This window comes from Ruegeria sp. O5, assembly GCF_056535105.1.
Genome location: NZ_JBQERN010000003.1, coordinates 243,561 through 267,095 on the forward strand (window position 1 = coordinate 243,561; position 23,535 = coordinate 267,095).

The following is a 23,535-nucleotide window of genomic DNA, read 5'->3' on the forward strand; positions in this document are numbered from 1 at the left end:
GGAAAACTCATGTCTGTCATAAAACTAGTTGCCCTCGCATCGTTGATTGCCTTGCCGGTGGTGGCAGAAGCAAAGCCGCCCTTGAGGGATGTCAAAGAGATCGACAACGAACTCTACTACATCGCCATTGCAAATGAGATCTCCGAGTTCTGCCCATCGATCAGCGGGCGGCGATTGAAAGCGATTAGTGTGATGTGGGGACTGCGGTCCAAAGCGAATAATCTGGGGTACTCGGACACAGAAATCCGCTCCTATGTCGAGTCGGATGCTGAAAAGGATCGGATGCGGGCCAAGGGCGAGGCCTATCTGGCGAAAAACGGCGTGTCCTACGACAACCCCAAAACATTCTGCTCTCTGGGGCAGAAGGAAATCCAAAGAAACAGCGCCATTGGCGTTTATTTGAGAGCGAACTGAGAGCCATGTCTGACCTCCGCAAGATCAATATCGACGGGCAGGAAATCGAAGTCGATGGTGCGATGACCCTGATACAGGCTTGTGAACAAGCCGGGGTCGAGGTACCGCGTTTCTGCTATCACGAGCGTCTGTCGATTGCGGGAAACTGCCGGATGTGTCTGGTTGAGGTAGTGGGCGGTCCGCCGAAACCGGCTGCCTCGTGCGCGATGCAGGTGCGCGATCTGCGCCCGGGGCCGGAAGGGCAGCCGCCGGTAGTCAAGACGAACTCTCCCATGGTCAAGAAGGCCCGCGAAGGGGTGATGGAGTTCCTGCTGATCAACCATCCATTGGATTGCCCGATCTGTGATCAGGGCGGAGAGTGCGATCTTCAGGACCAGGCGATGGCTTATGGCCTGTCCGGTTCGCGGTTCAAGGAAGCCAAACGCGCGGTTGATGATCTGGATCTGGGACCGCTTGTGGGCACCGCAATGACCCGCTGTATCAGTTGCACCCGCTGCGTGCGCTTCACCACCGAAGTCGCCGGGATCACTCAGATGGGTCAGACAGGGCGCGGTGAGGATGCCGAGATTACCTCGTATCTGAACCAGACGCTGGATTCGAACCTGCAGGGCAACATTATCGACCTGTGCCCGGTTGGGGCACTGACCTCGAAACCTTATGCGTTTACCGCCCGCCCGTGGGAATTGACCAAGACCGAAAGCATCGACGTCATGGACGCGCTGGGATCGAACATTCGTGTCGATACCAAAGGGCGCGAGGTGATGCGCTTCCTTCCTCGCAATCATGACGGAGTGAACGAGGAGTGGATCAGCGACAAAACCCGCTTTGTCTGGGACGGGTTGCGGCGTCAGCGTCTGGACAAGCCTTACATCCGTGAAAACGGCAAACTGCGCCCGGCCTCATGGTCCGAAGCACTGACCAAGGCCGCTGAGGCGCTGAAAAGCGCTGAGAAGCCAGCCGGTATCGTCGGTGATCTGGCGCCGGTCGAGGCTGCGTTCGCTTTGAAGCAGATGATCGAAGGGCAGGGCGGTGTTGTCGAATGCCGCACCGATGGAGCCAAGCTTCCGGCTGGGAACCGTGGCGCATATGCCGGGACCGCCGCGATTGAAGACATCGATACGGCCGAGCGTATTCTTCTGATTGGCACCAACCCGCGCGATGAAGCACCGGTTTTGAACGCGCGTATCCGCAAGGCGTGGGCGCATGGGGCCGAAGTCGCTTTGGTAGGTCCAGCGGTCGATCTGACTTATGCGTACCATCATGTGGGCGATGACCGCGCGGCGCTGCAAAAGGTTGTCGACATGGGGGGCGACGATGAAATCAGGGGCAAACGCTCGCTGGTCATCATCGGGCAGGGAGCGCTGCAGGAGGCGGATGGTGCCGCTGTTCTGGCTGCCGCGCAAACAATTGCCGCAAATACGGAAAGCGGCCTGATCATTCTGCACACTGCGGCGTCGCGCGTGGGCGCGATGGATGTGGACGCGACCAACGCAGGCGGCATGGAAGCGATCAATGCTGCGGATGTGATCTATTACCTTGGTGCGGATGAGGTCGAAATTGGCGAAGGCGCGTTTGTGATCTACCAGGGCAGCCACGGAGATCGGGGCGCACACCGCGCAGATGTGATCCTGCCGGGCGCGGCCTATACTGAGGAAAACGGTCTGTTCGTGAATACGGAAGGCCGTCCGCAACTGGCGATGCGCGCCGGGTTTGCGCCTGGTGAGGCCAAGGAAAACTGGGCCATCCTGCGTGCGCTGTCGGCCGAGTTGGGGGCGACACTCCCCTATGACTCGCTTGCGCAGTTGCGCACAGCCTTGATCGAGGCGGTTCCCCATCTGGCCCGCATCGACGAGGTGATCGAGAATGAGGTTCAAGCGCTGGAGGCCGGGTCTTTGGGCAAGGCGACCTTCCGCAATGCGATCAAGGATTTCTATCTGACCAACCCGATCGCTCGGGCCTCGCAACTGATGGCCGAGCTTTCGGCGCAGGCGCAAGCCCGCAAAGCTGAGAAGATTGCGGCGGAATGAACGAAAGCAGTTTCATATCGCAAGCCAGCGGTGTGGTTGGGTCGCACCTGACTGCGCCGGAAATGTGCGGGAAACGAAAGAAAAAGGGTGGCGCTATGGCGGCAGATGCTGTTTACACCAACGCGCCGACCCAGCCGCAGTTTGCGCAGGCATCTGGCCTTTGCATCGCGCGCGAAAAACGGAATACCCACGGTGTGAGGACCAATGGCTGAATTCTTTAACACCCCCGGCGGAATAGCCATCATCATTCTGGCGCAAGTGCTTGCTGTTGTTGCCTTTGTGATGATCTCGCTGTTGTTCCTTGTTTATGGCGACCGCAAAATCTGGGCCGCTGTCCAGATGCGCCGCGGGCCCAACGTGGTCGGCGTCTACGGTCTGCTGCAATCGGTGGCAGATGCGTTGAAATACGTCGTCAAAGAGGTCGTGATCCCCGCAGGAGCCGACCGCACGGTTTTCATCCTCGCGCCGCTCACCTCTTTCGTGCTGGCGATGATCGCCTGGGCGGTGATCCCGTTCAACGATGGCTGGGTCCTGTCGGATATCAACGTTGCGATCCTCTATGTCTTCGCCGTGTCTTCGCTTGAGGTTTATGGCGTGATCATGGGCGGTTGGGCGTCGAACTCAAAGTACCCGTTCCTCGGCTCGTTGCGCTCAGCCGCGCAGATGATTTCATACGAGGTTTCCATCGGCCTGATCATCATCGGTGTGATCATCTCGACCGGGTCGATGAACTTTGGTGACATCGTGCGGGCACAGGATGGGTCGTTCGGCTTCTTCAGCTGGTACTGGCTGCCGCATTTCCCGATGGTCTTCCTGTTCTTCATCTCGGCACTGGCCGAGACGAACCGACCACCGTTTGACTTGCCCGAAGCGGAATCGGAACTGGTGGCGGGTTATCAGGTGGAATATTCGGCCACGCCCTTCCTGCTGTTCATGGCGGGCGAATACATCGCCATCTTCCTGATGTGCGCCCTGACGTCACTGCTGTTCTTCGGCGGCTGGCTGTCGCCGATTCCGGGTCTGCCCGATGGCGTGCTGTGGATGGTCGCCAAGATGGCGTTCTTCTTCTTCATCTTCGCGATGGTCAAGGCGATCACACCGCGCTACCGCTATGACCAGCTGATGCGCTTGGGCTGGAAAGTGTTCCTGCCGTTCAGCCTCGTTTGGGTGGTTTTTGTTGCCTTCGCGGCAAAATTCGACTGGTTCTGGGGCGCGTTTGCGCGTTGGAGCGTAGGAGGCTGATATGACCCAAATCGACTACACCCGCGCTGCCAAATACTTCCTGCTGCAAGACTTTTGGGTCGGCTTCAAACTTGGCATGAAGTACTTCTTCGCACCCAAGGCCACCGTGAATTACCCACACGAAAAGGGCCCCCTGTCCCCGCGCTTCCGGGGTGAACACGCCCTGCGTCGTTATCCCAACGGTGAGGAACGCTGCATCGCCTGTAAACTGTGCGAGGCGGTGTGCCCGGCGCAGGCCATCACCATCGACGCCGAACCGCGCGAAGACGGCAGCCGCCGCACCACGCGCTATGACATCGACATGACCAAGTGCATCTATTGTGGTTTCTGCCAAGAGGCCTGCCCGGTCGATGCCATCGTCGAAGGCCCGAACTTTGAATTCGCGACAGAAACCCGGGAGGAGCTGTTCTACGACAAGGAAAAACTCCTGTCGAACGGCGAGCGCTGGGAAGCCGAGATCGCGCGCAATCTGGAACTGGACGCACCGTACCGATGACTGACAGCCCGACAAATCCGTTCGAGCTGATGATGAAACAGGCTCAGGACATGGCCAAGGCGATGAACCCGGCGATGGAAAGCTTCTCGCCCAAAGGGTTTGAGGCGCTGTGGCCGACCATGCCGAAAGAGATCATGGAGATGATGTTCGGCAACACCGTCAACAAGGACGGGCTGGATGCCAAAACGCGCCTGTTGCTGACGCTGGCCGGGCTGACCTGTCAGGGCGCTCAGGCGGATTCGGCCGTGCGTCAGACCGTGCGCCATGCGCTTGAGGCGGGCGCAAAGAAACAAGAGATCGTGGAAACGATCGGTCAGATGTCGGTCTTTGCCGGCATCCCGGCCATGACCCGCGCGCTGGATCTGGCGCAAGAGGTCATGGGCGATAACGAGGATGAGGATCAATGACCGTCTTTGCCTTCTACCTGTTTGCCATCAGTGCCATCACCGGCGGGCTGTTCACGGTGATCAGCCGCCAGCCGGTGCACTCGGTCCTGTGGCTGATCCTGGCGTTTCTGTCCTCGGCAGGGCTGTTCGTGCTGCTGGGGGCCGAGTTCGTGGCGATGCTGCTGATCATCGTCTATGTCGGCGCGGTCGCGGTTCTGTTCCTCTTCGTGGTGATGATGCTGGACGTGGACTTTGCCGAGCTCAAGGCCGAAATGGCGCGCTATATGCCGCTGGCCCTGCTGATTGGTCTGATCATTCTGATGCAGTTTGTCATGGCCTTCGGTGCATGGGACAGCGCGCAGGGCGCGGCAGCCAATCTGGCCCAGCCGGTCCCGGCAGACCGCCACAACACCGAGGCGCTTGGCCTCATCCTTTACGATCAATATTTCCTTCTGTTCCAACTGGCGGGCCTGATCCTGCTGGTGGCCATGATCGGAGCCATCGTTCTGACTCTGCGCCACCGCAAAGACATCAAGCGTCAGGACATTATCGGCCAGATGATGCGCGACCCGGCCAAGGCGATGGAGCTGAAGGACGTGAAACCGGGGCAGGGGTTGTGAGGTTCAAAGCCGTGATACCTGGGCTAAGTTTCGCTTTTTTCCCCGCGACTGTTTTCGCAGCGGGTATCGAAGCTTGCGAAGCTCTTCCGATTATGTCGCATCACGTGTTCGAGACGAACCACAGAATCGTTGGCAACGGCGTTGTCTCTTACTCTGAGATTGGCTCTATCTGCACCGACGAATTGGTATGCACACATACTGAGTTTGTTTTGTTTGCGGCTTGTGAAAGCGGTCAAACGATGCGCGTCGTAGCGAAACTTGAACGGGACTTCGACGGTACTCATTTGGATCGCGTCGATGAAGCAAATGAAGTTGTCCAAGTACTAGCATCTGCTGAAACAAGTTATTCGTGGACTTCGGCAACAAAAGCCTTTGAGCGAAAGGCATTCCAGATCGACGACTACATTGAATCGAAAGAAAACTGCGCCTGTGCAATGGCGTTTCCCGAGCTTCGCAACGGGAAAGAGAAATTCGAGGGACTCTAAGACGATGATCGGACTTGAACACTATCTTACGGTCGCGGCGACGCTGTTCGTCATCGGCATCTTCGGTCTCTTCCTGAACCGCAAGAACGTCATCATCCTGCTGATGAGCATCGAACTGATGCTGCTGGCGGTGAATATCAACCTCGTGGCTTTCTCCAGTTTCCTCGGCGATCTGGTCGGGCAGGTCTTCACGCTGTTCGTGCTGACCGTTGCAGCGGCCGAAGCGGCGATTGGTCTGGCCATTCTGGTCTGTTTCTTCCGCAACCGTGGCACCATCGCGGTTGAAGACGTCAATATGATGAAGGGGTAAGGGAACATGGAAACCACCATCCTCTTTGCCCCGTTGGTGGGCGCGCTGCTCTGCGGGTTCGGCTGGAAGTTCATTGGCGAGAAAGCCGCCATGTGGACGGCCACGGGCCTACTGTTTCTGGCCTGTCTGCTGTCTTGGCTCGTATTCTTCACCTTCGACGGCCACACGCAGCAGATCGAGATCATGCGCTGGATCGAAAGCGGCTCGCTTTCGACAAGCTGGGCCATCCGTCTGGACCGACTGACGGCAATCATGCTGATCGTGGTGACGACCGTCTCGGCGCTCGTGCACCTGTACAGCTTCGGCTACATGGACCACGATCCGCAATGGCGCGAAGGCGAAAGCTATAAGCCGCGCTTCTTTGCCTATCTGTCCTTCTTCACCTTCGCCATGCTGATGCTGGTGACGGCGGACAATCTGGTGCAGATGTTCTTTGGCTGGGAAGGCGTGGGTGTCGCCTCATACCTGCTGATCGGGTTCTATTATCGCAAGCCTTCGGCCAATGCGGCGGCAATCAAGGCTTTCGTGGTCAACCGGGTTGGCGATTTTGGGTTTGCTCTGGGCATCTTCGCGCTGTTCTTCCTGACCGACAGTATCAACTTCTCGGATATCTTTGCCTCTGCTCCTGCGCTGGCAGAAGAGAAGCTGCATTTCCTTTGGGGGGAATGGACCGCGATCGAAGTTATCTGCGTTCTGCTGTTCATCGGTGCGATGGGTAAATCGGCGCAGTTGATCCTGCACACATGGTTGCCGGACGCGATGGAAGGCCCGACGCCTGTGTCAGCGCTGATCCACGCTGCGACCATGGTGACCGCAGGTGTCTTTTTGGTCTGCCGCATGTCCCCGCTGATGGAGTTCGCACCGGGCGCAACAGGGTTCATCACTGTTCTTGGGGCCTCGACTGCGTTTTTTGCGGCCACTGTTGGTCTGGTTCAAACCGATATCAAACGTGTCATCGCGTATTCGACCTGTTCCCAGTTGGGCTACATGTTTGTGGCGGCGGGCGTCGGCATGTATTCGGCGGCGATGTTCCACCTGTTCACGCATGCCTTCTTCAAGGCGCTGTTGTTCCTTGGGGCCGGTTCCGTGATCCACGCGATGCATCACGAACAGGAGATGACCGAATATGGCGGTCTGCGCAAAAAGATCCCCTATACCTTCTGGGCGATGATGATCGGCACTTTGGCGATTACCGGTGTTGGCATCCCGCTGACCACCTTTGGTTTTGCCGGTTTCCTGTCAAAAGACGCAATTATCGAAAGCGCCTATGCGGGCGGATCAAGCTATGGCTTCTGGTTGCTGGTCGTCGCTGCCGCGTTCACCTCGTTCTACAGCTGGCGTCTGATCTTCCTGACGTTCTATGGTGAGCCGCGCGGCGACAAGCACACGCATGATCACGCACATGAAAGCCCGATGGTGATGTTGGTGCCGCTGGGAGTTCTGTCGCTGGGTGCGGTATTCGCGGGCATGATCTGGTACGGAAACTTCTTTGGCCATGCGGACAAGGTTGGCAAATTCTACGGTATTCCGGTTGCAGAAGCTTCAGAGCATGCCGAGGCCGGTGATCACGCGGCGGCGGATGCGTCGCACGGCGAAGACAGCCATGCCGATGAAAGCCATGCGGCTGACAGCCATGCTGATGAAGGTCATGGTGAGAAGGATGTCAAGGGTGGCGATCATCACTATGTCTTTGCGGGCGAGCCGGGTGAAGGTGCGCTTTATATGGCGCCGGACAACCACATTCTGGACGATGCGCATGCGGCCCCGAAATGGGTCAAGGTTTCACCCTTCGTCGCCATGTTGCTTGGCTTTGTCGTGGCCTATTGGTTCTACATCGTGAACACATCGCTGCCGGCACGTCTGGCCGCGAACCAGCGTCCGCTGTACCTGTTCTTGCTGAACAAATGGTATTTCGACGAAATCTACGACGCGATCTTTGTCAAACCCACTATCGCTCTTGGCCGGTTCCTGTGGAAACGCGGTGACGGCAACACGATTGACGGCTTCCTGAACGGGGTTGCAATGGGCGTTGTTCCCTTCTTCACCCGCCTCGCAGGCAAGGCGCAGACCGGGTACATCTTTACTTACGCCTTCTGGATGGTTTTGGGCATTGCGGCCCTTGTCACCTGGATGTCGATCGGCGGAGGCGCACACTAATGGACAATATCCTATCTATTGTCACCTTTATCCCCGCCATCGCAGCAGGCATTCTGGCGCTGTTCCTGCACGGCAGCGACGTCGCAGCGCAGCGCAACGCCAAGTGGATTGCATTGCTGGCGACAACTGTGACGTTTCTGGTGTCTATTGGCATCTACACAGGCTTTGATCCTTCGAACACCGGCTTCCAGATGGTGGAAGAGGGTGAATGGCTGATGGGTCTGAAATACAAGATGGGTGTGGATGGCATCAGCGTTCTGTTCGTGTTGCTGACCACCTTCATCATGCCGCTGACCATTCTGGCCAGCTGGAATGTGACAGACCGCGTCAAGGAATACATGATTGCCTTCTTGCTGCTGGAAACGCTGATGCTGGGCGTGTTCATGGCGCTGGATCTTGTGCTGTTCTACCTGTTCTTCGAGGCGGGTCTGATCCCGATGTTTCTGATCATCGGTATCTGGGGCGGCAAGGATCGTATCTATGCCAGCTTCAAGTTTTTCCTTTACACCTTCCTTGGCTCGGTGCTGATGCTGGTGGCCATGGTCGCGATGTATGCTGACGCGGGCACCACGGATATCGAAGCTCTGATGGCCCATCAGTTCGCATCCGAGAGTTTCAGCGTGTTGGGTGTCTATGTCACCGGCGGTATGCAGACGTTGATGTTCCTGGCCTTCTTTGCATCTTTTGCGGTGAAAATGCCGATGTGGCCGGTGCACACCTGGTTGCCCGATGCGCACGTTCAGGCGCCGACGGCGGGCTCGGTTGTGCTGGCGGCGATCCTGTTGAAGATGGGCGGCTACGGCTTTCTGCGGTTCAGCCTGCCGATGTTCCCGGTTGGCTCGGCGGTGATGACTGATCTCGTGCTGTGGATGTCAGCCATAGCGGTTGTCTACACCTCGCTGGTGGCATTGGTGCAGGAAGACATGAAAAAGCTGATCGCGTATTCCTCTGTCGCGCATATGGGCTTTGTCACGATGGGCATCTTTGCTGCGAACCAGCAAGGCATTGACGGCGCGATTTTCCAGATGCTGAGCCACGGGTTTATTTCGGCCGCGCTCTTCCTCTGTGTCGGCGTGATCTATGACCGGATGCACACCCGCGATATCGATGCCTATGGCGGTCTGGTCATCCGGATGCCCGCCTATGCACTGGTCTTCATGCTGTTCACCATGGCCAATGTCGGACTGCCGGGCACCAGCGGGTTTGTTGGTGAGTTCCTGACACTCATGGGTACATTCCAGGTTAACACCTGGGTGACCGCCGTTGCGGCGACCGGTGTGATCTTCTCGGCAGCCTACGCGTTGTGGCTCTACCGCCGCGTTGTCTTTGGGGACCTGATCAAGGAAAGCCTGAAGGCGATGACCGACATGAGCTCTCGCGAGCGGCTGATTTTTGCCCCGCTGATCGTGATGACGATCCTGTTGGGGGTCTACCCGTCGCTGGTGACCGATGTGATCGGGCAATCGACGACGGCACTCATTTCGAACTATGACACGGCTCTGGCCGCGGCTGAGGCTGCGACCCAGACTGCCGCTTCGCATTAAGGGAGCTTTGGAGACATGATCCAGGCTGATCTGACAATTATCCTGCCGGAAATCGTTCTGGCGATCTATGCGATGGTGGCTCTGTTGGGGGCAGTCTACACGTCGAAAGACGGGCTGGCTTCGGTTCTGGTCTGGACCACGGCGGGCCTGATGGCGTTCCTGGCGATCTGGATCGCCACCCAGGGCAGTGGCACCAACGTGGCCTTCAACGGCATGTTCGTAGATGACGGGTTCGCGCGTTTTGCCAAAGTTGCCATCCTTTTGTCGGCAGGTGCCGTTCTGGTGATGAGCCAGGAATACATGGCACGCCGGGGTCTGCTGCGCTTTGAATATCCGCTGCTGGTGGCGCTTGCTGCCGTTGGTATGATGATGATGGTCAGCGCGGGCGATCTGATGTCTCTTTACATGGGGCTCGAGCTGCAATCCCTTGCGCTGTATGTTGTTGCCGCGCTGCGTCGTGACAGTGCGAAATCAACCGAAGCAGGGCTGAAATACTTTGTTCTGGGCGCTCTCAGTTCAGGTCTGCTGCTGTATGGTGCGTCGCTGGTCTATGGGTTCACCGGCACGACACTGTTCTCGGGCATTATTCAGACGGTCCATCATGGGGACGTCTCGGTTGGTCTGTTGTTTGGCCTGATCTTCCTGATCTCGGGTCTGGCATTCAAGGTCTCGGCGGTTCCGTTCCATATGTGGACACCGGATGTCTATGAAGGGTCGCCGACGCCAATTACGGCCTTCTTTGCCACCGCGCCGAAAGTCGCGGCAATGGCCTTGTTTGCACGTCTTCTGCATGACGCTTTCGGAGGCGTGGTCAAAGACTGGCAGCAAGTGATTGTTCTGCTGTCGGTGCTGTCAATGCTGCTGGGGGCGGTTGCCGCAATTGGTCAGCGCGACATCAAGCGACTGATGGCGTTCTCGTCGATTGCCCATATGGGCTATGCGCTGATCGGTTTGGCGGCTGGCACCGAGTTGGGTATTCAGGCGATGCTGATGTATCTGGCGATTTACGTGACCATGAACATTGGCACGTTTGCGTTTATCCTGATGATGGAACGCGACGGCAAACCCGTCACTGACATTGATGCGCTGCGCCAGTATTCCAAACGTGATCCGGGCAAGGCCCTTGCTGTTCTGATCCTGATGTTCTCGCTTGCCGGTGTCCCACCGATGCTGGGTTTCTTTGCGAAGTTTGGTGTTTGGCGGGCTGGTGTAAGTGCCGATTTGACAGGCCTTGTTGTGGTCTCAGCCATCGCATCGGTAATTGGCGCCTTCTATTACCTGCGGATCGTGTTCTACATGTATTTCGGGGCCGAGAACGAGGACCCGATCGAAACGCGGTCGACACCCGTTCTATGGGTCGCCCTGATGGGGTCCGCGGCGCTGATGCTGATCGGGGTCTTCTATCAGTTCGGGATCGAGGGCGCGGCCGCTGCCGCGGCGGCGACTCTTGTCAACTGAACGTTTTGCACAATCTGAGAGAGGGGCTCGGTCGCGTGACCGGGCCTTTTTGATATGACCAAGTGGCCACAAGGCTATGGCCTGCACGAGGTGCAGGAAGTCGATAGCACACTCAACGAAGCGGCGCGGATTGCCCCCAATGCCCGTGGTCCTGTCTGGATCATGGCGCATCATCAGACGGCTGCGCGTGGGCGACGCGGACGGCCATGGGCCAACCCCATGGGCAACCTTGCCGCGACACTTTTGATGCGCCCCGAAGGTGCACCAGAACAGGCGGCACTGCGCAGTTTTGTTGCGGCACTGGCTCTGTTTGACGCTTGCGTCTCTGTGACAGGGCGTGCGGCGGGGCTGTCGTTGAAATGGCCCAATGACGTACTGCTGAACGGTGGTAAGCTTGCTGGTATTTTGCTGGAAAGCGCCGGTCAGGGGCGCGGTGTAACGCATCTGTCGATCGGTATTGGCGTGAATTTGGCCAACGCCCCAGACGCCGACGTGGTAGAACCGGGCGCGATCCGTCCCGTCTCGCTGTTGTCGGAAACCGGTGCAAACGTCACGCCCGAGGATTTTCTGACCGAGCTTGCCTCGGCCTATGCCAAATATGAAACTCAGTTTGTTACCTACGGGTTCGAACCCATTCGCACTGCGTGGCTGTCCCGTGCTGCCCGGCTGGGCGAGGTTATCACGGCCCGTACCGGCACGTCCGAGACGGTTGGGACCTTCGAAACGGTAGACGCAAGCGGTAACCTTGTCTTAAACACCGCCAAAGGCCGCGTAAGCATTCCTGCGGCGGATGTCTATTTCTGAAAGGGGCGCAAATGCTTCTGGCCATTGATTGCGGCAATACCAATACAGTCTTCTCAATCTGGGACGGTCAGGAATTTCTGTGCACCCTGCGTACCTCGACCCATCACGCACGCACGGCGGACGCCTATTTCACCTGGTATTCGACGCTGGTGAAACATTACGGGATCGAGGCGAATATCTCGGATGTCATCATTGCCTCGACTGTGCCGCGCGTCGTGTTTAACCTGCGCATCTTTGCTGATCGCTTTTTTGGGTGCAGGCCTCTGGTTGTGGGTAGGCCGGATTGCCTGTTGCCTGTGCCGCCGCGCGTGGATCAAGGGACTGTGCCGGGCCCGGATCGACTGGCCAACGCGGTTGGCGCATTTGACCGTCATGGCGGCAATGTCGTCGTGGTGGACTTTGGTACCGCAACAAATTTCGACGTTGTCGCCGCGGACGGTGCTTATGTAGGGGGCGTCATCGCTCCGGGTGTGAACCTCAGCCTTGAGGCTTTGCACCAGGGCGCAGCTGCACTGCCGCATATCGACATCACGCGACCCGAGAAGGTGATCGGTACAAATACGGTTGGTTGTATCCAGTCGGGCGTGTATTGGGGATACTCCGGCCTGATTGAGGGGCTGATCGCGCGGATCAAGGCCGAATATGGAATGCCGATGAAAGTCGTGGGAACCGGAGGGTTGGCCCCCTTGTTCGATCAGGCCGACGTGGGGTTCGACGTAATCGAAGATGATTTGACGATGCACGGCTTGACCGTGATTCATCGCTACAACAAGGAAAATGGCTCGATATGAGCAGTGAAAGATTGATCTACCTGCCGCTGGGTGGCGCGGGCGAAATTGGCATGAATGCCTATGTGTACGGATATGGTCAGCCCGGGCAGGAACGCCTGATCCTGGTGGATCTGGGCGTCACCTTTCCCGATATGGACACAACACCGGGTGTCGACCTGATCTATGCGGATACTTCCTGGTTGAAAGAACGGGCCGACCGGCTGGATGGCGTTTTCATCACCCATGCGCATGAAGACCATGTCGGCGCGGTGGCTCATTGCTATGAGGCACTGGGAGCTCCGATCTATGCCCGAGCTTTCACGGCCAATATCGCGCGTCGCAAGATGGAAGAATATGCGCACCCGACCGATGCAGTGACAACCGTGTCCGCTTGGCCTGAAACGGTTTCAGTCGGACCGTTTACCGTCGGTTTCCTTCCGGTTTCACACTCGATCCCGGAAAGTGCTGCGTTGGTCATCGACACGCCCGCAGGACGCGTGGTGCACTCGGGTGATTTCAAGCTGGATGCAAACCCGGTCGTGGGCGAACCCTTCGATCCCGACCTGTGGGCTGAGATTGCCAAGCCGGGTGTCAAGGCGTTGGTTTGCGACAGCACGAATGTTTTCTCGGCGCATCCGGGCCGTTCGGAATCCGAGGTCGGGCCAGAGATTACAAAGCTAGTCGAAAGCGCCGAGGGTATGGTTGTGGCTACCACCTTTGCGTCCAACGTCGCGCGGGTCAAAACATTGGCAGAGGCGGGCGCACGCGCGGGGCGTTCAGTTGTGTTGCTGGGGCGCGCAATGCGGCGGATGATCGAGGCCGCGACTGAAACCGGTATCCTGTCGGACTTCCCCAAGGTGATCAGCGCGGAAGAGGCGCTGGACCTGCCGCGCCAGAACCTGATGCTGATCGTGACCGGCAGCCAGGGCGAGCGCCGTGCGGCAAGCGCGCAACTGGCCCGCGGCAAGTACCGTGGTCTGGAACTGTCCGAAGGCGACCTGTTCCTGTTCTCGTCAAAAACCATTCCCGGAAATGAACGTGGCGTGATTTTCATCATGAACCAGCTCAGTGAAAAGGGCGTGGATGTGGTGGATGACAGCTCGGGCCTCTATCATGTCTCTGGCCATGCGAACCGGCCCGATCTTGAGAAGGTGCACGCGCTGATCGATCCGCAAGTTGTGATCCCAATGCATGGAGAGCACCGGCACCTGCGCGAACATGTCAAACTGGCTGAGCAGGGTGGCAGAACGGGTGTGCTGGCCGTGAACGGCACCATGCTGGATCTCAGCGGCAATGCACCCGTGGTGATCGACTATGTCGAAACCGGGCGTACCTATCTGGACGGTACAGTGAAAATCGGTGCGATGGACGGTGTGGTACGGGACCGTATTCGCATGGCGCTGAACGGCCACGTAACTGTGACAGTCGTTCTGGACGAAGAAGACGAGCCGCTGGGCGAACCGTGGTGCGATACGATGGGTCTGCCCGAGGTTGGAACGTCCCGGGCCGGATTGGTCGAGGTGTTGGAAGAAGACCTGAACCAGTTCCTGATGCGGGCGGCAGCCAAGACCCTACGGGATGACGACAAGCTGGAAGACGAAATGCGCCGGATTGTGCGTCAGACGGCAAAAGCGGAAATCGGCAAAAAACCCGAAGTGACGGTGGTTGTCAGCCGGATGCGGTGAAACTGATCGGTCAGTCGTGCTCGGGCATCGGATAGCCTCTGAGCCGCAGGAACAGATTGGCTTCTTCGTTGTTCTGATAGAACGGAACCGATACTGGCGGCTCGGGTGAGGTCACCCGGGCCGCGACCTCGGCCAGAACAACCTCGGTGATAAACGGCAGATCCAGGTCGCGCGCCCGATCCAGTTCCACCCATTGCAGATGCGACAGCTCGTCCGAGGCATGGCTGAAATCATCCAGATCGCCCTGCAGCGCATCGGCATCGACCAGAAAAAACCGCGCATCGAACCGGCGGGGGCGACCGGGCGGTGTGACTGCGCGAAAAACAAACTGCAGCGCAGCTGCCGACGGCACGTAACCCATGGCGGAAAAGCTCTGCCAGTCGTCGGGAATGCTGCCCGGCCAGTGTCCTGTCTGGCCAAGGACAAGTCCTGTCTCTTCCCAAAGCTCGCGAATTGCTGCGGCGGCAAGGGCGTGTTGTTTTCCGGATTCCGCCTGTTCCGCCAACCGCTCAGAACACAGGTCAGGCAGTGCGGTCGCAAGCGGTACATCCGCATCCGCCGGATCGACCGCTCCACCGGGGAACACGAATTTGTTGGGCATGAACACAGCCTTGGACCCACGTTGACCCATCAGGATCGACGGATTGGTCCACCTGTTCCGCAAAACGATGACGGTTGCGGCGTCGCGGATGGCGGTCTTGTCGGTCATCATGCCCAGAACAATCGCTTCTTCCGGCTCATGAATCGTTGCCAAAACCGTGCATACGACGCGCCCACTGATAGGCGACCACAGCGCCTTTCAAACGGGGGAGCAAAAACAGCGACAGTGCAATGCAAGCAATGGAAAACCCGATGGCCATTACCCATGGGTCCGGGCGCCAGTTCACATACGAGACGTGCAGGGCCGGGGCCAACAAATGCCCGACCAGCAGGATCGTCAGATAGGCGGGCCCATCATCGGCGCGATGATGAAACAGTTCCTGTCCACAGTTCGAGCAGGTGTCATTCACTTTCAGGTAGCTGTGCAACAGCTTGCCTTCGCCGCAACTAGGGCACTTGCACCGAAACCCTTTGACCAAAGCGGGCCAGGTTTCACGCTCGCTCTGGGTTGTGGTGTCGATCGTCTGATCCGTCATAATATAACTCGCGCAGTAATCTTTGGCGGATAATGCGCCTGAACGGGTGGTTTTTAAAGGGGGGTGCGTCGCTTTGCAACGCACCTAGGGTGAACCACGTTGTGAAATACCGAGATGGTTCAAAAAAAGTTGCTGACACTGCGACGGAATTCCCTGCCTCGCGCGTTTGAATGGATATGAGCAGCGGCACTCAGGCCGCGTCAACAAGGGAAAACCGAAATGAAAAACGCAAAGTTCATCACGGCGATTGTCCTGTCGGGTGTTGCAATCACCGGCACGTCTGTTCTGGCGGCTGGCCCGGGTGGTCGTGAGCCAGTGTCCTTTCAGGAATTGGATGCCAATGGCGACGGTCAAGTGACACAGCAGGAAATGGAAGCACATCGCACCGAGCGTTTCTCGGCCGCGGATACTGATGGGGACGGCCAGCTCAGCCTTGAGGAGATGCAGGCCGCCGCTCAGAAAAAAGCAAACGACCGCGTCACCAAAATGTTCGAAAACAACGATGCGAACAAAGACGGGTTCCTAAGCCAGGACGAGTTGCCGAAACCGCGCCGGGGTGACAAGATGTTTGACCGGATGGATGCAGATAACAGTGGTGGAATATCGGAACAGGAATTTGCCGATGCCAAAGACCGGATGGGACGGCACCATAAGAAAAAGCACCACAAGTCGGGTGCAATCGACAACTGATGCAGGGTGGAGGACCTGACCTCCCACCTACACGATGTTCGCGGTGCGGGTTGCACCGCGAGCTCTCTCAGCGACGATGTGTTGCTGGGCCAATTTGCTGAGGGTGACGCACAGGCTGCGCGGGTCTTAACCGATCGCCTTGGGCCGCTTTGTTATTCCGTCGCGTTGCGTATGTTGGGCAATCGGGCCGAGGCAGAAGACGTAACGCAGGAGGCGATGATGCGGATGTGGCAGATGGCGCCGGAATGGGTGCCGGGTCAGGCCAAAGTGTCGACATGGCTGTATCGCGTGACGTTGAATCTGTGTGTGGACATTCGGCGCAGGAAGTCCCCCGGCAGGTTGTCGGATATTCCTGAGCCAGAAGATGGCAAAGCCAGCGTAGCCGACCGACTGCAGGATGAGGCCCGCGTGGATGCATTGCAGCTTGCCCTGTCTCAGCTGCCGGAAAGGCAGAGGCAGGCAGTGATTCTGCGCCACATCGAAGAGTTGCCCAACCCTGAAATTGCCGGGATCATGGGAATTTCAGTAGAAGCGGTCGAAAGCTTGACCGCGCGGGGCAAACGAAGTCTGACCGCGATACTGGCCGGGCGACGTGAAGAACTGGGGTATGACGATGACGGATGAAAACCTGGAACTGGATCATTTGTTTGCGCAGGCTCGGCAAAACCGACCGGCGCTGCCCGACGATCTGGCCGTGCGCATTCAGACAGATGCTGAAAAACTCCGCCTCAGTCGCCTAAGGCCCGAACCGCGTCCTCAATCTTCGATCTGGCATCGAATGATGGACAATGTAGGTGGCTGGCAGGGGTTGGGCGGCTTGATCGCCGCAAGTGCGGCGGGGCTCTGGATCGGCTTTTCCGCGCCGGGGTTCCTGCCTGATCCCGCCAATCTGCTGGCATCGCAGGAGACGGTCCTTTTTGTGGCGGACCTTGGGTATGACACGAGTTTTCTGGAGAGCACTGAATGAATGCTGCCCCTAAACCGAAACGCCGGTGGATGACGGTTTTGCTGGTTTCGTCATTGGCACTGAACCTGTTAGTTGTCGGTGTTGCAGTCGGAACCGTGCTGCGCCTGAAGGATGGAGATCACACCGAGGCACCGCCGGGGTTCGGTCCTGCGCTGTATCGCGCTTTGCCGAAAGATGACCGCAAAGCGATGCGAGGTGAACTGTCTGCGCTGCGCGAAAAAGACTTAAGGGGGCGCAAACAGGACTTTCAAGCCCTGAGCCTGGCGCTGCGCAGGGTGCCCTTCGATCCGGTCGCCGTTGAAGTGTTGTTGCAGCAACAGTCGCAGGCGACGGCAGAACTGCAACTAGCATTGCAGACACAATGGCTGGCTCGCGTCACCGCGATGAGTGACGCAGAGCGGCAGTCTTATGCGGACAGGTTGCAAAAGATCGTCGAACGCGGGCCGCATGGGCACAAGAAAAAGGATTGACGGGTTCAGGCTGCGCTTTGCCTGATACTCACCTGATTGCGCCCCGCTTTTTTTGCCGCGTAAAGGGCTTTGTCGGCGGCTTTCAGGATATCTTCAACAGGAACGGGTGTGCGTTCTTTTCCCGGCGTACCCGATTGCGGCATCTCCAGCCCAATGCTGATCGTGACGTTAACCCGCAAACCTTGGTCCGATAGTCGGAACGGGGCGCGACAAATGCTGTCACAGATGGTCTCAGCCAGTTTTCTGGCTTGCTTTTGTGACACATCAGGTACTGCAAACATGAACTCTTCACCGCCGATACGGGCGACAAAACCTTTGGATCCAAGTGCGCTTTGCATGCGTTTTGCGGCCTGCGTCAGAACACAATCACCGGCGCCATGGCCATGGCAGTCATTGATGGTCTTGAAGTGGTCCAGATCCGCCAGCATGACGGCAAAGCCACGTCCGGTACGGGCAGACTGGCGCGCGATCTGATCCAATGCCCGCATGGCGTAACGACGATTGTGCAGCCCGGTCAGCGGGTCAATCCAGGACTCGGCGATCCCTTTTCTCAGTGATACGCGCAAATGATCAAGCCGTGCCTTGCGCGCAATCTGATTGTTCAGCCGCAACAGGATCTCTTGCGCGCAGAACCCCCCCAGGCATACGGCGTCCGCTCCTCTGTCCAGCGCTTCCGAGGCCTGCACGGCGTCGTTGTCCTGCAGGATGCCAATCAGGACAGTGTTCCGGGTTGCTGCGCGTGACCTGAGATCTGCAAGGATATTCAGCGCGGACGGGGGCGAGCCCAGTTCGACCACAATCGCGTCCGGTATCGGCCCGGACAAAACGCCTTGCAGGTTCGATTGAAGATGCCAGGACAGATCGAAATGGTGGTGGCCTTGCAAGGCCTTGTGCCAAAGGGCACCAGTTCGGACAGTATCGGTCAAGATATCAACCCGGGCCGCGTTCGGTGGGCTGATCATGACAGGGGCGGGTTCCCCAAACCCAATAGGTTGCGATCCGTTGCTGACCTGCAAATCTTGAGTAGCTGCACGCGCGCGCAAAAGGCTGCGAATGCGTGCCAGTAGCAACGTATCTTTGAAAGGGTGCGTCAACACATCGTCCAGCCCGTCTTTCAGGGCACGCAGGCGCGCGTTTTTGTCATTCTGTGCTGCCAGTACGACAACGGGCACGTCATCAAGGCCTGATACTTCGGTGAGGGCTTTCTTGACATCTGCGGCTGTTCCATCGGGCAATGTTTGGGCCGTCAGAACAAGGTCTGGCTGCACGCGACGGGCAAGGGCTTGTAGCCCTTCAAGTTTTCCACCCTGCACCACGTGGTACCAGGCAGCAGTCAGTTGAACCTTCAGCATTATGCGGTTGGTTGATACCCCGTCGAGGACAAGGATGGTGCCTTGCACAGACATAGTCGTTCACCGTTGATTGCATGCGTGAACAAATTGTTTATGAGTCTGGTTAACAAACTCTTTCCAACACCATTCTCTGAGCGCGGTTTATGCCCCTATCGCCCGATTTAGCCGAGACTCTTGCTCTGACAGCCCTGGGGTGGCTGGTCAGCAATGACGAGCTTTTGCCTGTATTTCTTGGCTCGACAGGCGCTTCGATCGGGGATGTTCGCAATCGGGCCGGTGATAGGGACTTTCTGGCTTCGGTTCTCGATTTTCTGGTGCTTGACGATTCGTGGGTCATGGCGTTTTGTGACGCCAACTCGATCGCCTATGATCACCCGGCCCAAGCGCGGGCCGTTCTGTCAGGCGGTGGCGATGTACACTGGACCTGAACACCTTTTCCGCAGGAGCACGCGATGCCAATAGAAGCAATCGTCTTCGACAAGGATGGCACTTTGTTCGATTTTGCCAAAACCTGGGGAACCTTCGGGCGCTCGTTGCTGATGCGTCTGACAAAGGGGGATGTAGACCGGGCGGTGGAACTCGGGAGCGTCATCGGGTTTGACTACGAGCAAGAGCGGTATGCCACAGATAGCATTGTGATCGCCGCAACGGTCGAAGAAATCGCCGAGGTGCTTATTGCGCATGTTGACGATGTGACATTGCAGGAAGTTGTGGACATGATGAATGCCGAGGCCGCAGCCGCTCCTCAATCCCCTGCCGTGCCGTTGGGCCCATTCCTGAAAGGGTTGCAGCAATCCGGGATCAAACTGGGCGTTGCGACAAATGACAGTGAGCACCCGGCATTGCAGCATCTGGAATCTGCTGGAATACGCGAACACTTCGATTTTATCGCCGGGTATGACAGTGGTCATGGGTTCAAACCGGGGCCAGGTCAGTTGCTGGCCTTTGCCGCACAGGTCGGGGTCGAGCCGTCGCGCATTGCAATGGTGGGTGACAGTGTTCATGACCTGCAAGCGGGGCGCGCAGCCGGGATGATCACCATTGGCGTTTTGACCGGATTGGCAGAAGCAGATGCGCTGGCACCGATGGCGGATGTGGTCTTGCCGGATATCGGTCACATTCCTGCATGGCTGGCCGAAAAATGATGGGTTGATCCGGAAAATCGACGCTCAATTATAGAAAACCGACAAGCTCTGTCGCAGATGGAGCGGCCAGAAATGCGTCTTCGGGTCTTGCTTGTATCAAGCCAGAACGGAGGCAACCATGGCCGAGACCAACACACGCAAACGCCGCGGCGGAGGACGCGCAGGTGCGGCAGCACGCAGGGGCAGCGCGGTGATTGACCAGATGCCGTGGGACCCACCCATCAATATAGATCGCCCGACTGAACCGCTGGATCAGGCCGGGATCGAAGCGATCCATGAAGGGGCCATGCGTATTCTGGAAGAGATCGGGATCGAATTCTACAATGAAGAGGCAATCGGCATCCTGCGCGAGGCGGGGTGCACGATCGATGGTGACAACGTCCGCATGGGGCGCGATTTCGTCATGGAGATGATCGCCAAGGCGCCCAGCCAGTTTTCCATCACGCCCCGCAATGTTGACCACAGGATCGAGATCGGTGGAAAGAACATCCTGTTCGGCAACGTTTCGTCGCCGCCTAATTACTGGGACATGGAGATTGGAAAGAAAGTGCCCGGCAATCGCGAGATGTGCCAGAATCTTCTGAAACTGACGCAGTACTTCAACTGTATTCACTTCGCTGGCGGATATCCTGTAGAACCCGTCGATATTCATGCCAGCGTCCGGCATCTGGATGTGCTGTATGACAAGCTGACCCTGACCGACAAGGCGATGCACGCTTATTCGTTGGGTAAGGAACGTGTCGAAGATGTGATGGAAATGGTGCGCATCGCGGGCGGTCTCAGCCATGAGGAATTCGAGGCCTCGCCACGGATGTACACCAACATCAACTCGACCTCGCCGTTGAAGCATGACCATCCGATGATTGATGGCTGCCTGAGATTGGCGCGGCGCGGGCAGGCGATTGTCGTAACCCCCTTTACGCTGGCGGGGGCAATGGCACCGGTAACGATGGCGGGGGCGGTTGCCCAGTCCCTGGCCGAAGCCTTATGCGCTATCGCTTTGTTCCAATATGTGCGCCCCGGTATTCCCTGCGTAATCGGAACGTTCACATCGAACGTGGACATGAAATCAGGCGCGCCCGCTTTCGGGACGCCGGAATACATGCGCTCGACCCAGATGACCGGGCAGATGGCGCGATATTATGGGCTGCCGCTGCGTTCATCCGGTGTGTGTGCGGCCAATGTGCCAGACGGGCAATCCGTGTGGGAAACCTCGAATTCGCTCTGGGCGGCCGTGCAGTCGGGCACCAACATGGTGTACCACGCCGCCGGTTGGTTGGAAGGCGGCCTGATCGCAAGCCCGGAAAAATTCATTATGGATTGCGAGGTTTTGCAGCAAATTCAGCGTTATATGAACCCTGATCTAACCGCGACCGGACCGGATGAGATTGCTTTGGATGCCATCCGCGCGGTTGGCAATGACGGTCACTTTTTTGGAATCCAACACACACAGGATCGCTACACCACGGCCTTCTACCAGCCCTTCCTGAGCGACTGGAAGAACTATGAGGGCTGGGAGGCCGCCGGAGGCATCTGGACGGCTGAGCGTGCGCATCACATGTTCAAAGAGATCATCTCGAGCTTTGAGGCACCTCCGATGGACGATGGTATCCGCGAGGAACTGGCCGAGTTCGTTGAACGCCGCAAGGCTGAAGGCGGCGCGCCGACGGACTTCTGACTGGGCGGGTAGTGTCGACTTGATACTCCGTTGCTTTCACAGCAACTCGGGGCGAATTTTGGCTATTTGTTAAGGTTTCTCAGACCACAGTGCCAAGGACACCAAACTGAGGCATCCGATGCATGGTCTGATCAATCGGGCGATACAGTCCTTTGTCGGCGCGACCTACGGGCAATCCTGCTGGGTTCGCGTGACCGAAGGTGCGCGGCTAGGGTTTGTCGAATTTGAAGCCATGCTCATCTATGATGATGACATGACGACCCGGTTGCTTGAGGCCCTGAGTATTGACCTCAATCGACCACAGGCGGAAATCCTCGAAGATCTGGGAACATATCTGGTGTCCCATCCGAACATGGAAGGGCTGCGCCGACTGCTTAGGTTTGGGGGTGTCACCTATGTTGAGTTCCTTCATTCCCTCGATGATCTTGCGGATCGTGTAAGACTGGCTGTCTCTGATCTGAATTTGCCTGCGCTTGAGTTGAGAGAGCTTTCAGCCACGGAATACCAGTTGTGCTGCCTTCCGGACTTACCGGGATTCTCCAGTGTTATGGTCGGGGTCCTGCGCGCGATGGCCGATGATTATGGTGCGCTGGTGATGCTGTCGCATGAGGGTCGTCAAGAGTGTTGTGAAATCATTTCAATCATTTTGGTCGAAAGCGCCTTTGCCGAGGGGCGCCATTTTGATCTGGGGGCTCGGAACAGATGAAACATACTCAGGAACTGGCAGATCTTCTGGAAACGCTTTGCCCGATGTTCCTGTTGGTGGACCGAAGCGGACGCATTCAACAAGCGGGTCCGACACTGCAAAAGCTGCGGCCCGAATTGCCTTTGGTCGGGCTGGGTGTTCTGGACGTGTTCGAGCTGATCCGCCCCAGAACAGTCACCACCCTTCCCGCGTTGATGTCGATGGCCGGTGCCAAACTGCATCTGAGATTTCGCGATGAACCGCGTACGACCCTGAAAGGCCTGGTCGCGCCCTTGCCCGACTCGGGCGGTGCAGTCATCAATCTGTCATTCGGTATTTCGATTTTGGATGCGGTTCGGGATTACGCCCTGACAAGCGCTGATTTTTCCGGCACTGACCTGGCGATCGAGCTGTTGTATCTGGTCGAAGCCAAATCCGCCGCGATGGAAGCGTCTCGTTCACTTAATCTCAGGCTTCAGGGGGCAATGCTAGCCGCGGAAGAGCAGGCATATACCGATACATTGACAGGATTGAAGAACCGCCGCGCGATGGATCATTTGTTGGGGCATCTGATCCTGGCAAATTCTACATTTGCCCTTATGCATCTGGATTTAGACTTCTTTAAATCCGTGAATGATCGGCTGGGCCATGCCGCCGGGGATTACGTTCTGCAACAGGCGGCCCGCATCATGCTTGAAGAGACGCGTGGAGACGATACGGTTGCCCGGGTTGGTGGGGATGAGTTTGTCATAATTTTCAAGGGCCTGACGCGGGAAGAAACTCTGGAGTCCATCGCCGGCCGTCTGATCGCAAGGTTGAATGAACCCATGATGTTTCAGGACCAACCGTGCTGTATCTCTGCAAGTATCGGAACGGCCTTGTCCACCCAGTTCAAGGTTCCCAAAGCCGCCGACATCCTTCACGCCGCCGACGTCGCCCTTTATCAGGCCAAGCGAGACGGCCGGTCCTGCCACCGCCTGTATTCCACGCTGATCAAAGCGCAAACCTGAGTTT

27 protein-coding genes are annotated in these 23,535 nt (G+C 57.7%); 24 read left to right on the forward strand and 3 right to left on the reverse strand.

The window, feature by feature from the left end:
• Positions 1–9: 9 nt before the first annotated feature.
• From ACR0M3_RS07320 to ACR0M3_RS07390, 15 genes are read left to right on the forward strand one after another with little or no spacing between them, the layout of a single operon-like run.
• Positions 10–414, forward strand: coding sequence for a DUF5333 domain-containing protein (locus ACR0M3_RS07320; protein WP_480910076.1), 405 nt, complete (start codon positions 10–12; stop codon positions 412–414).
• Between the two features lie 5 nt (positions 415–419).
• Positions 420–2,441 (forward strand): NADH-quinone oxidoreductase subunit NuoG, encoded by a 2,022-nt coding sequence (nuoG, locus tag ACR0M3_RS07325; protein WP_480910077.1) that lies wholly within the window; start codon positions 420–422, stop codon positions 2,439–2,441.
• Positions 2,438–2,653: a hypothetical protein gene (locus tag ACR0M3_RS07330; protein ID WP_480910078.1), complete on the forward strand. Its 216-nt coding sequence runs from the start codon at positions 2,438–2,440 to the stop codon at positions 2,651–2,653. The genes nuoG and ACR0M3_RS07330 overlap by 4 nt, the downstream gene beginning before the upstream one ends.
• Positions 2,646–3,683, forward strand: a complete 1,038-nt coding sequence (nuoH, locus tag ACR0M3_RS07335) for an NADH-quinone oxidoreductase subunit NuoH (protein ID WP_117868407.1) — start codon at positions 2,646–2,648, stop codon at positions 3,681–3,683. The genes ACR0M3_RS07330 and nuoH overlap by 8 nt, the downstream gene beginning before the upstream one ends.
• 1 nt (position 3,684) lies before the next feature.
• Positions 3,685–4,179 (forward strand): NADH-quinone oxidoreductase subunit NuoI, encoded by a 495-nt coding sequence (nuoI, locus tag ACR0M3_RS07340; protein WP_209504445.1) that lies wholly within the window; start codon positions 3,685–3,687, stop codon positions 4,177–4,179.
• On the forward strand, positions 4,176–4,586 hold the full coding sequence (locus ACR0M3_RS07345; protein ID WP_480910079.1) for a carboxymuconolactone decarboxylase family protein: 411 nt from the start codon (positions 4,176–4,178) through the stop codon (positions 4,584–4,586). Before nuoI ends, ACR0M3_RS07345 begins: the two co-directional genes overlap by 4 nt.
• A complete protein-coding gene (locus ACR0M3_RS07350) occupies positions 4,583–5,185 on the forward strand; it encodes an NADH-quinone oxidoreductase subunit J (RefSeq protein ID WP_480910080.1) in 603 nt (200 codons plus the stop codon). The genes ACR0M3_RS07345 and ACR0M3_RS07350 overlap by 4 nt, the downstream gene beginning before the upstream one ends.
• Positions 5,182–5,670, forward strand: a complete 489-nt coding sequence (locus tag ACR0M3_RS07355; protein ID WP_480910081.1) for a hypothetical protein — start codon at positions 5,182–5,184, stop codon at positions 5,668–5,670. The genes ACR0M3_RS07350 and ACR0M3_RS07355 overlap by 4 nt, the downstream gene beginning before the upstream one ends.
• A 4-nt stretch (positions 5,671–5,674) precedes the next feature.
• The gene (nuoK, locus tag ACR0M3_RS07360) at positions 5,675–5,980 is read left to right on the forward strand and encodes an NADH-quinone oxidoreductase subunit NuoK (protein WP_005984024.1); all 306 of its coding nucleotides are present in this window, start codon (positions 5,675–5,677) and stop codon (positions 5,978–5,980) included.
• Between the two features lie 6 nt (positions 5,981–5,986).
• On the forward strand, positions 5,987–8,137 hold the full coding sequence (gene nuoL / locus ACR0M3_RS07365; RefSeq protein ID WP_480910082.1) for an NADH-quinone oxidoreductase subunit L: 2,151 nt from the start codon (positions 5,987–5,989) through the stop codon (positions 8,135–8,137).
• Positions 8,137–9,681 (forward strand): NADH-quinone oxidoreductase subunit M, encoded by a 1,545-nt coding sequence (locus ACR0M3_RS07370; RefSeq protein WP_480486200.1) that lies wholly within the window; start codon positions 8,137–8,139, stop codon positions 9,679–9,681. Before nuoL ends, ACR0M3_RS07370 begins: the two co-directional genes overlap by 1 nt.
• Positions 9,682–9,696: 15 nt before the next feature.
• Positions 9,697–11,139 carry an NADH-quinone oxidoreductase subunit NuoN gene (gene nuoN / locus ACR0M3_RS07375; protein ID WP_480910083.1) on the forward strand — a complete coding sequence of 481 codons (1,443 nt, stop codon included), beginning with the start codon at positions 9,697–9,699 and terminating at the stop codon, positions 11,137–11,139.
• A 54-nt stretch (positions 11,140–11,193) separates the two neighbouring features.
• Positions 11,194–11,943, forward strand: a complete 750-nt coding sequence (locus ACR0M3_RS07380; RefSeq protein ID WP_480910084.1) for a biotin--[acetyl-CoA-carboxylase] ligase — start codon at positions 11,194–11,196, stop codon at positions 11,941–11,943.
• Positions 11,944–11,954: 11 nt separating this feature from the next.
• Positions 11,955–12,734, forward strand: coding sequence for a type III pantothenate kinase (locus ACR0M3_RS07385; RefSeq protein WP_209504438.1), 780 nt, complete (start codon positions 11,955–11,957; stop codon positions 12,732–12,734).
• The gene (locus ACR0M3_RS07390; protein WP_480910085.1) at positions 12,731–14,398 is read left to right on the forward strand and encodes a ribonuclease J; all 1,668 of its coding nucleotides are present in this window, start codon (positions 12,731–12,733) and stop codon (positions 14,396–14,398) included. Before ACR0M3_RS07385 ends, ACR0M3_RS07390 begins: the two co-directional genes overlap by 4 nt.
• Before the next feature lie 10 nt (positions 14,399–14,408).
• On the opposite strand, the gene ACR0M3_RS07395 is transcribed toward ACR0M3_RS07390, so the two are convergent.
• Together ACR0M3_RS07395 and ACR0M3_RS07400 are read right to left on the reverse strand one after the other, a co-directional pair.
• Positions 14,409–15,110 (reverse strand): NUDIX hydrolase, encoded by a 702-nt coding sequence (locus tag ACR0M3_RS07395; protein WP_480476934.1) that lies wholly within the window; start codon positions 15,108–15,110, stop codon positions 14,409–14,411.
• Between the two features lie 25 nt (positions 15,111–15,135).
• Complete coding sequence (locus ACR0M3_RS07400; protein ID WP_480476112.1) at positions 15,136–15,534, reverse strand: DUF983 domain-containing protein; 399 nt, start codon at positions 15,532–15,534, stop codon at positions 15,136–15,138.
• Between the two features lie 219 nt (positions 15,535–15,753).
• Between ACR0M3_RS07400 and ACR0M3_RS07405 the strand changes: the two genes are divergently transcribed.
• From ACR0M3_RS07405 to ACR0M3_RS07420, 4 genes are read left to right on the forward strand one after another with little or no spacing between them, the layout of a single operon-like run.
• Positions 15,754–16,224, forward strand: coding sequence for an EF-hand domain-containing protein (locus ACR0M3_RS07405; protein WP_267362793.1), 471 nt, complete (start codon positions 15,754–15,756; stop codon positions 16,222–16,224).
• Positions 16,225–16,230: 6 nt separating this feature from the next.
• On the forward strand, positions 16,231–16,848 hold the full coding sequence (locus tag ACR0M3_RS07410) for an RNA polymerase sigma factor (RefSeq protein WP_480481774.1): 618 nt from the start codon (positions 16,231–16,233) through the stop codon (positions 16,846–16,848).
• A complete protein-coding gene (locus ACR0M3_RS07415; RefSeq protein ID WP_267362789.1) occupies positions 16,838–17,191 on the forward strand; it encodes a hypothetical protein in 354 nt (117 codons plus the stop codon). The genes ACR0M3_RS07410 and ACR0M3_RS07415 overlap by 11 nt, the downstream gene beginning before the upstream one ends.
• Positions 17,188–17,661: a periplasmic heavy metal sensor gene (locus ACR0M3_RS07420; RefSeq protein WP_480898963.1), complete on the forward strand. Its 474-nt coding sequence runs from the start codon at positions 17,188–17,190 to the stop codon at positions 17,659–17,661. Before ACR0M3_RS07415 ends, ACR0M3_RS07420 begins: the two co-directional genes overlap by 4 nt.
• A 5-nt stretch (positions 17,662–17,666) precedes the next feature.
• Here the strand turns inward: ACR0M3_RS07420 and ACR0M3_RS07425 are convergent, their stop codons facing one another.
• Positions 17,667–19,067 (reverse strand): diguanylate cyclase domain-containing protein, encoded by a 1,401-nt coding sequence (locus ACR0M3_RS07425; RefSeq protein ID WP_480898019.1) that lies wholly within the window; start codon positions 19,065–19,067, stop codon positions 17,667–17,669.
• An 89-nt stretch (positions 19,068–19,156) separates the two neighbouring features.
• Between ACR0M3_RS07425 and ACR0M3_RS07430 the strand changes: the two genes are divergently transcribed.
• The 5 genes from ACR0M3_RS07430 to ACR0M3_RS07450 all read left to right on the forward strand — a co-directional run bounded on the left by ACR0M3_RS07430 (position 19,157) and on the right by ACR0M3_RS07450 (position 23,531).
• On the forward strand, positions 19,157–19,441 hold the full coding sequence (locus ACR0M3_RS07430) for a DUF3572 domain-containing protein (protein WP_267362783.1): 285 nt from the start codon (positions 19,157–19,159) through the stop codon (positions 19,439–19,441).
• A gap of 24 nt (positions 19,442–19,465) precedes the next feature.
• Positions 19,466–20,158, forward strand: a complete 693-nt coding sequence (locus tag ACR0M3_RS07435) for an HAD family hydrolase (RefSeq protein WP_480481770.1) — start codon at positions 19,466–19,468, stop codon at positions 20,156–20,158.
• A gap of 118 nt (positions 20,159–20,276) precedes the next feature.
• The gene (locus tag ACR0M3_RS07440) at positions 20,277–21,836 is read left to right on the forward strand and encodes a trimethylamine methyltransferase family protein (protein WP_480481769.1); all 1,560 of its coding nucleotides are present in this window, start codon (positions 20,277–20,279) and stop codon (positions 21,834–21,836) included.
• Between the two features lie 118 nt (positions 21,837–21,954).
• On the forward strand, positions 21,955–22,542 hold the full coding sequence (locus ACR0M3_RS07445) for a heme NO-binding domain-containing protein (protein ID WP_480481768.1): 588 nt from the start codon (positions 21,955–21,957) through the stop codon (positions 22,540–22,542).
• Positions 22,539–23,531 carry a diguanylate cyclase domain-containing protein gene (locus ACR0M3_RS07450; protein WP_480537459.1) on the forward strand — a complete coding sequence of 331 codons (993 nt, stop codon included), beginning with the start codon at positions 22,539–22,541 and terminating at the stop codon, positions 23,529–23,531. Before ACR0M3_RS07445 ends, ACR0M3_RS07450 begins: the two co-directional genes overlap by 4 nt.
• Positions 23,532–23,535 lie beyond the last annotated feature (4 nt).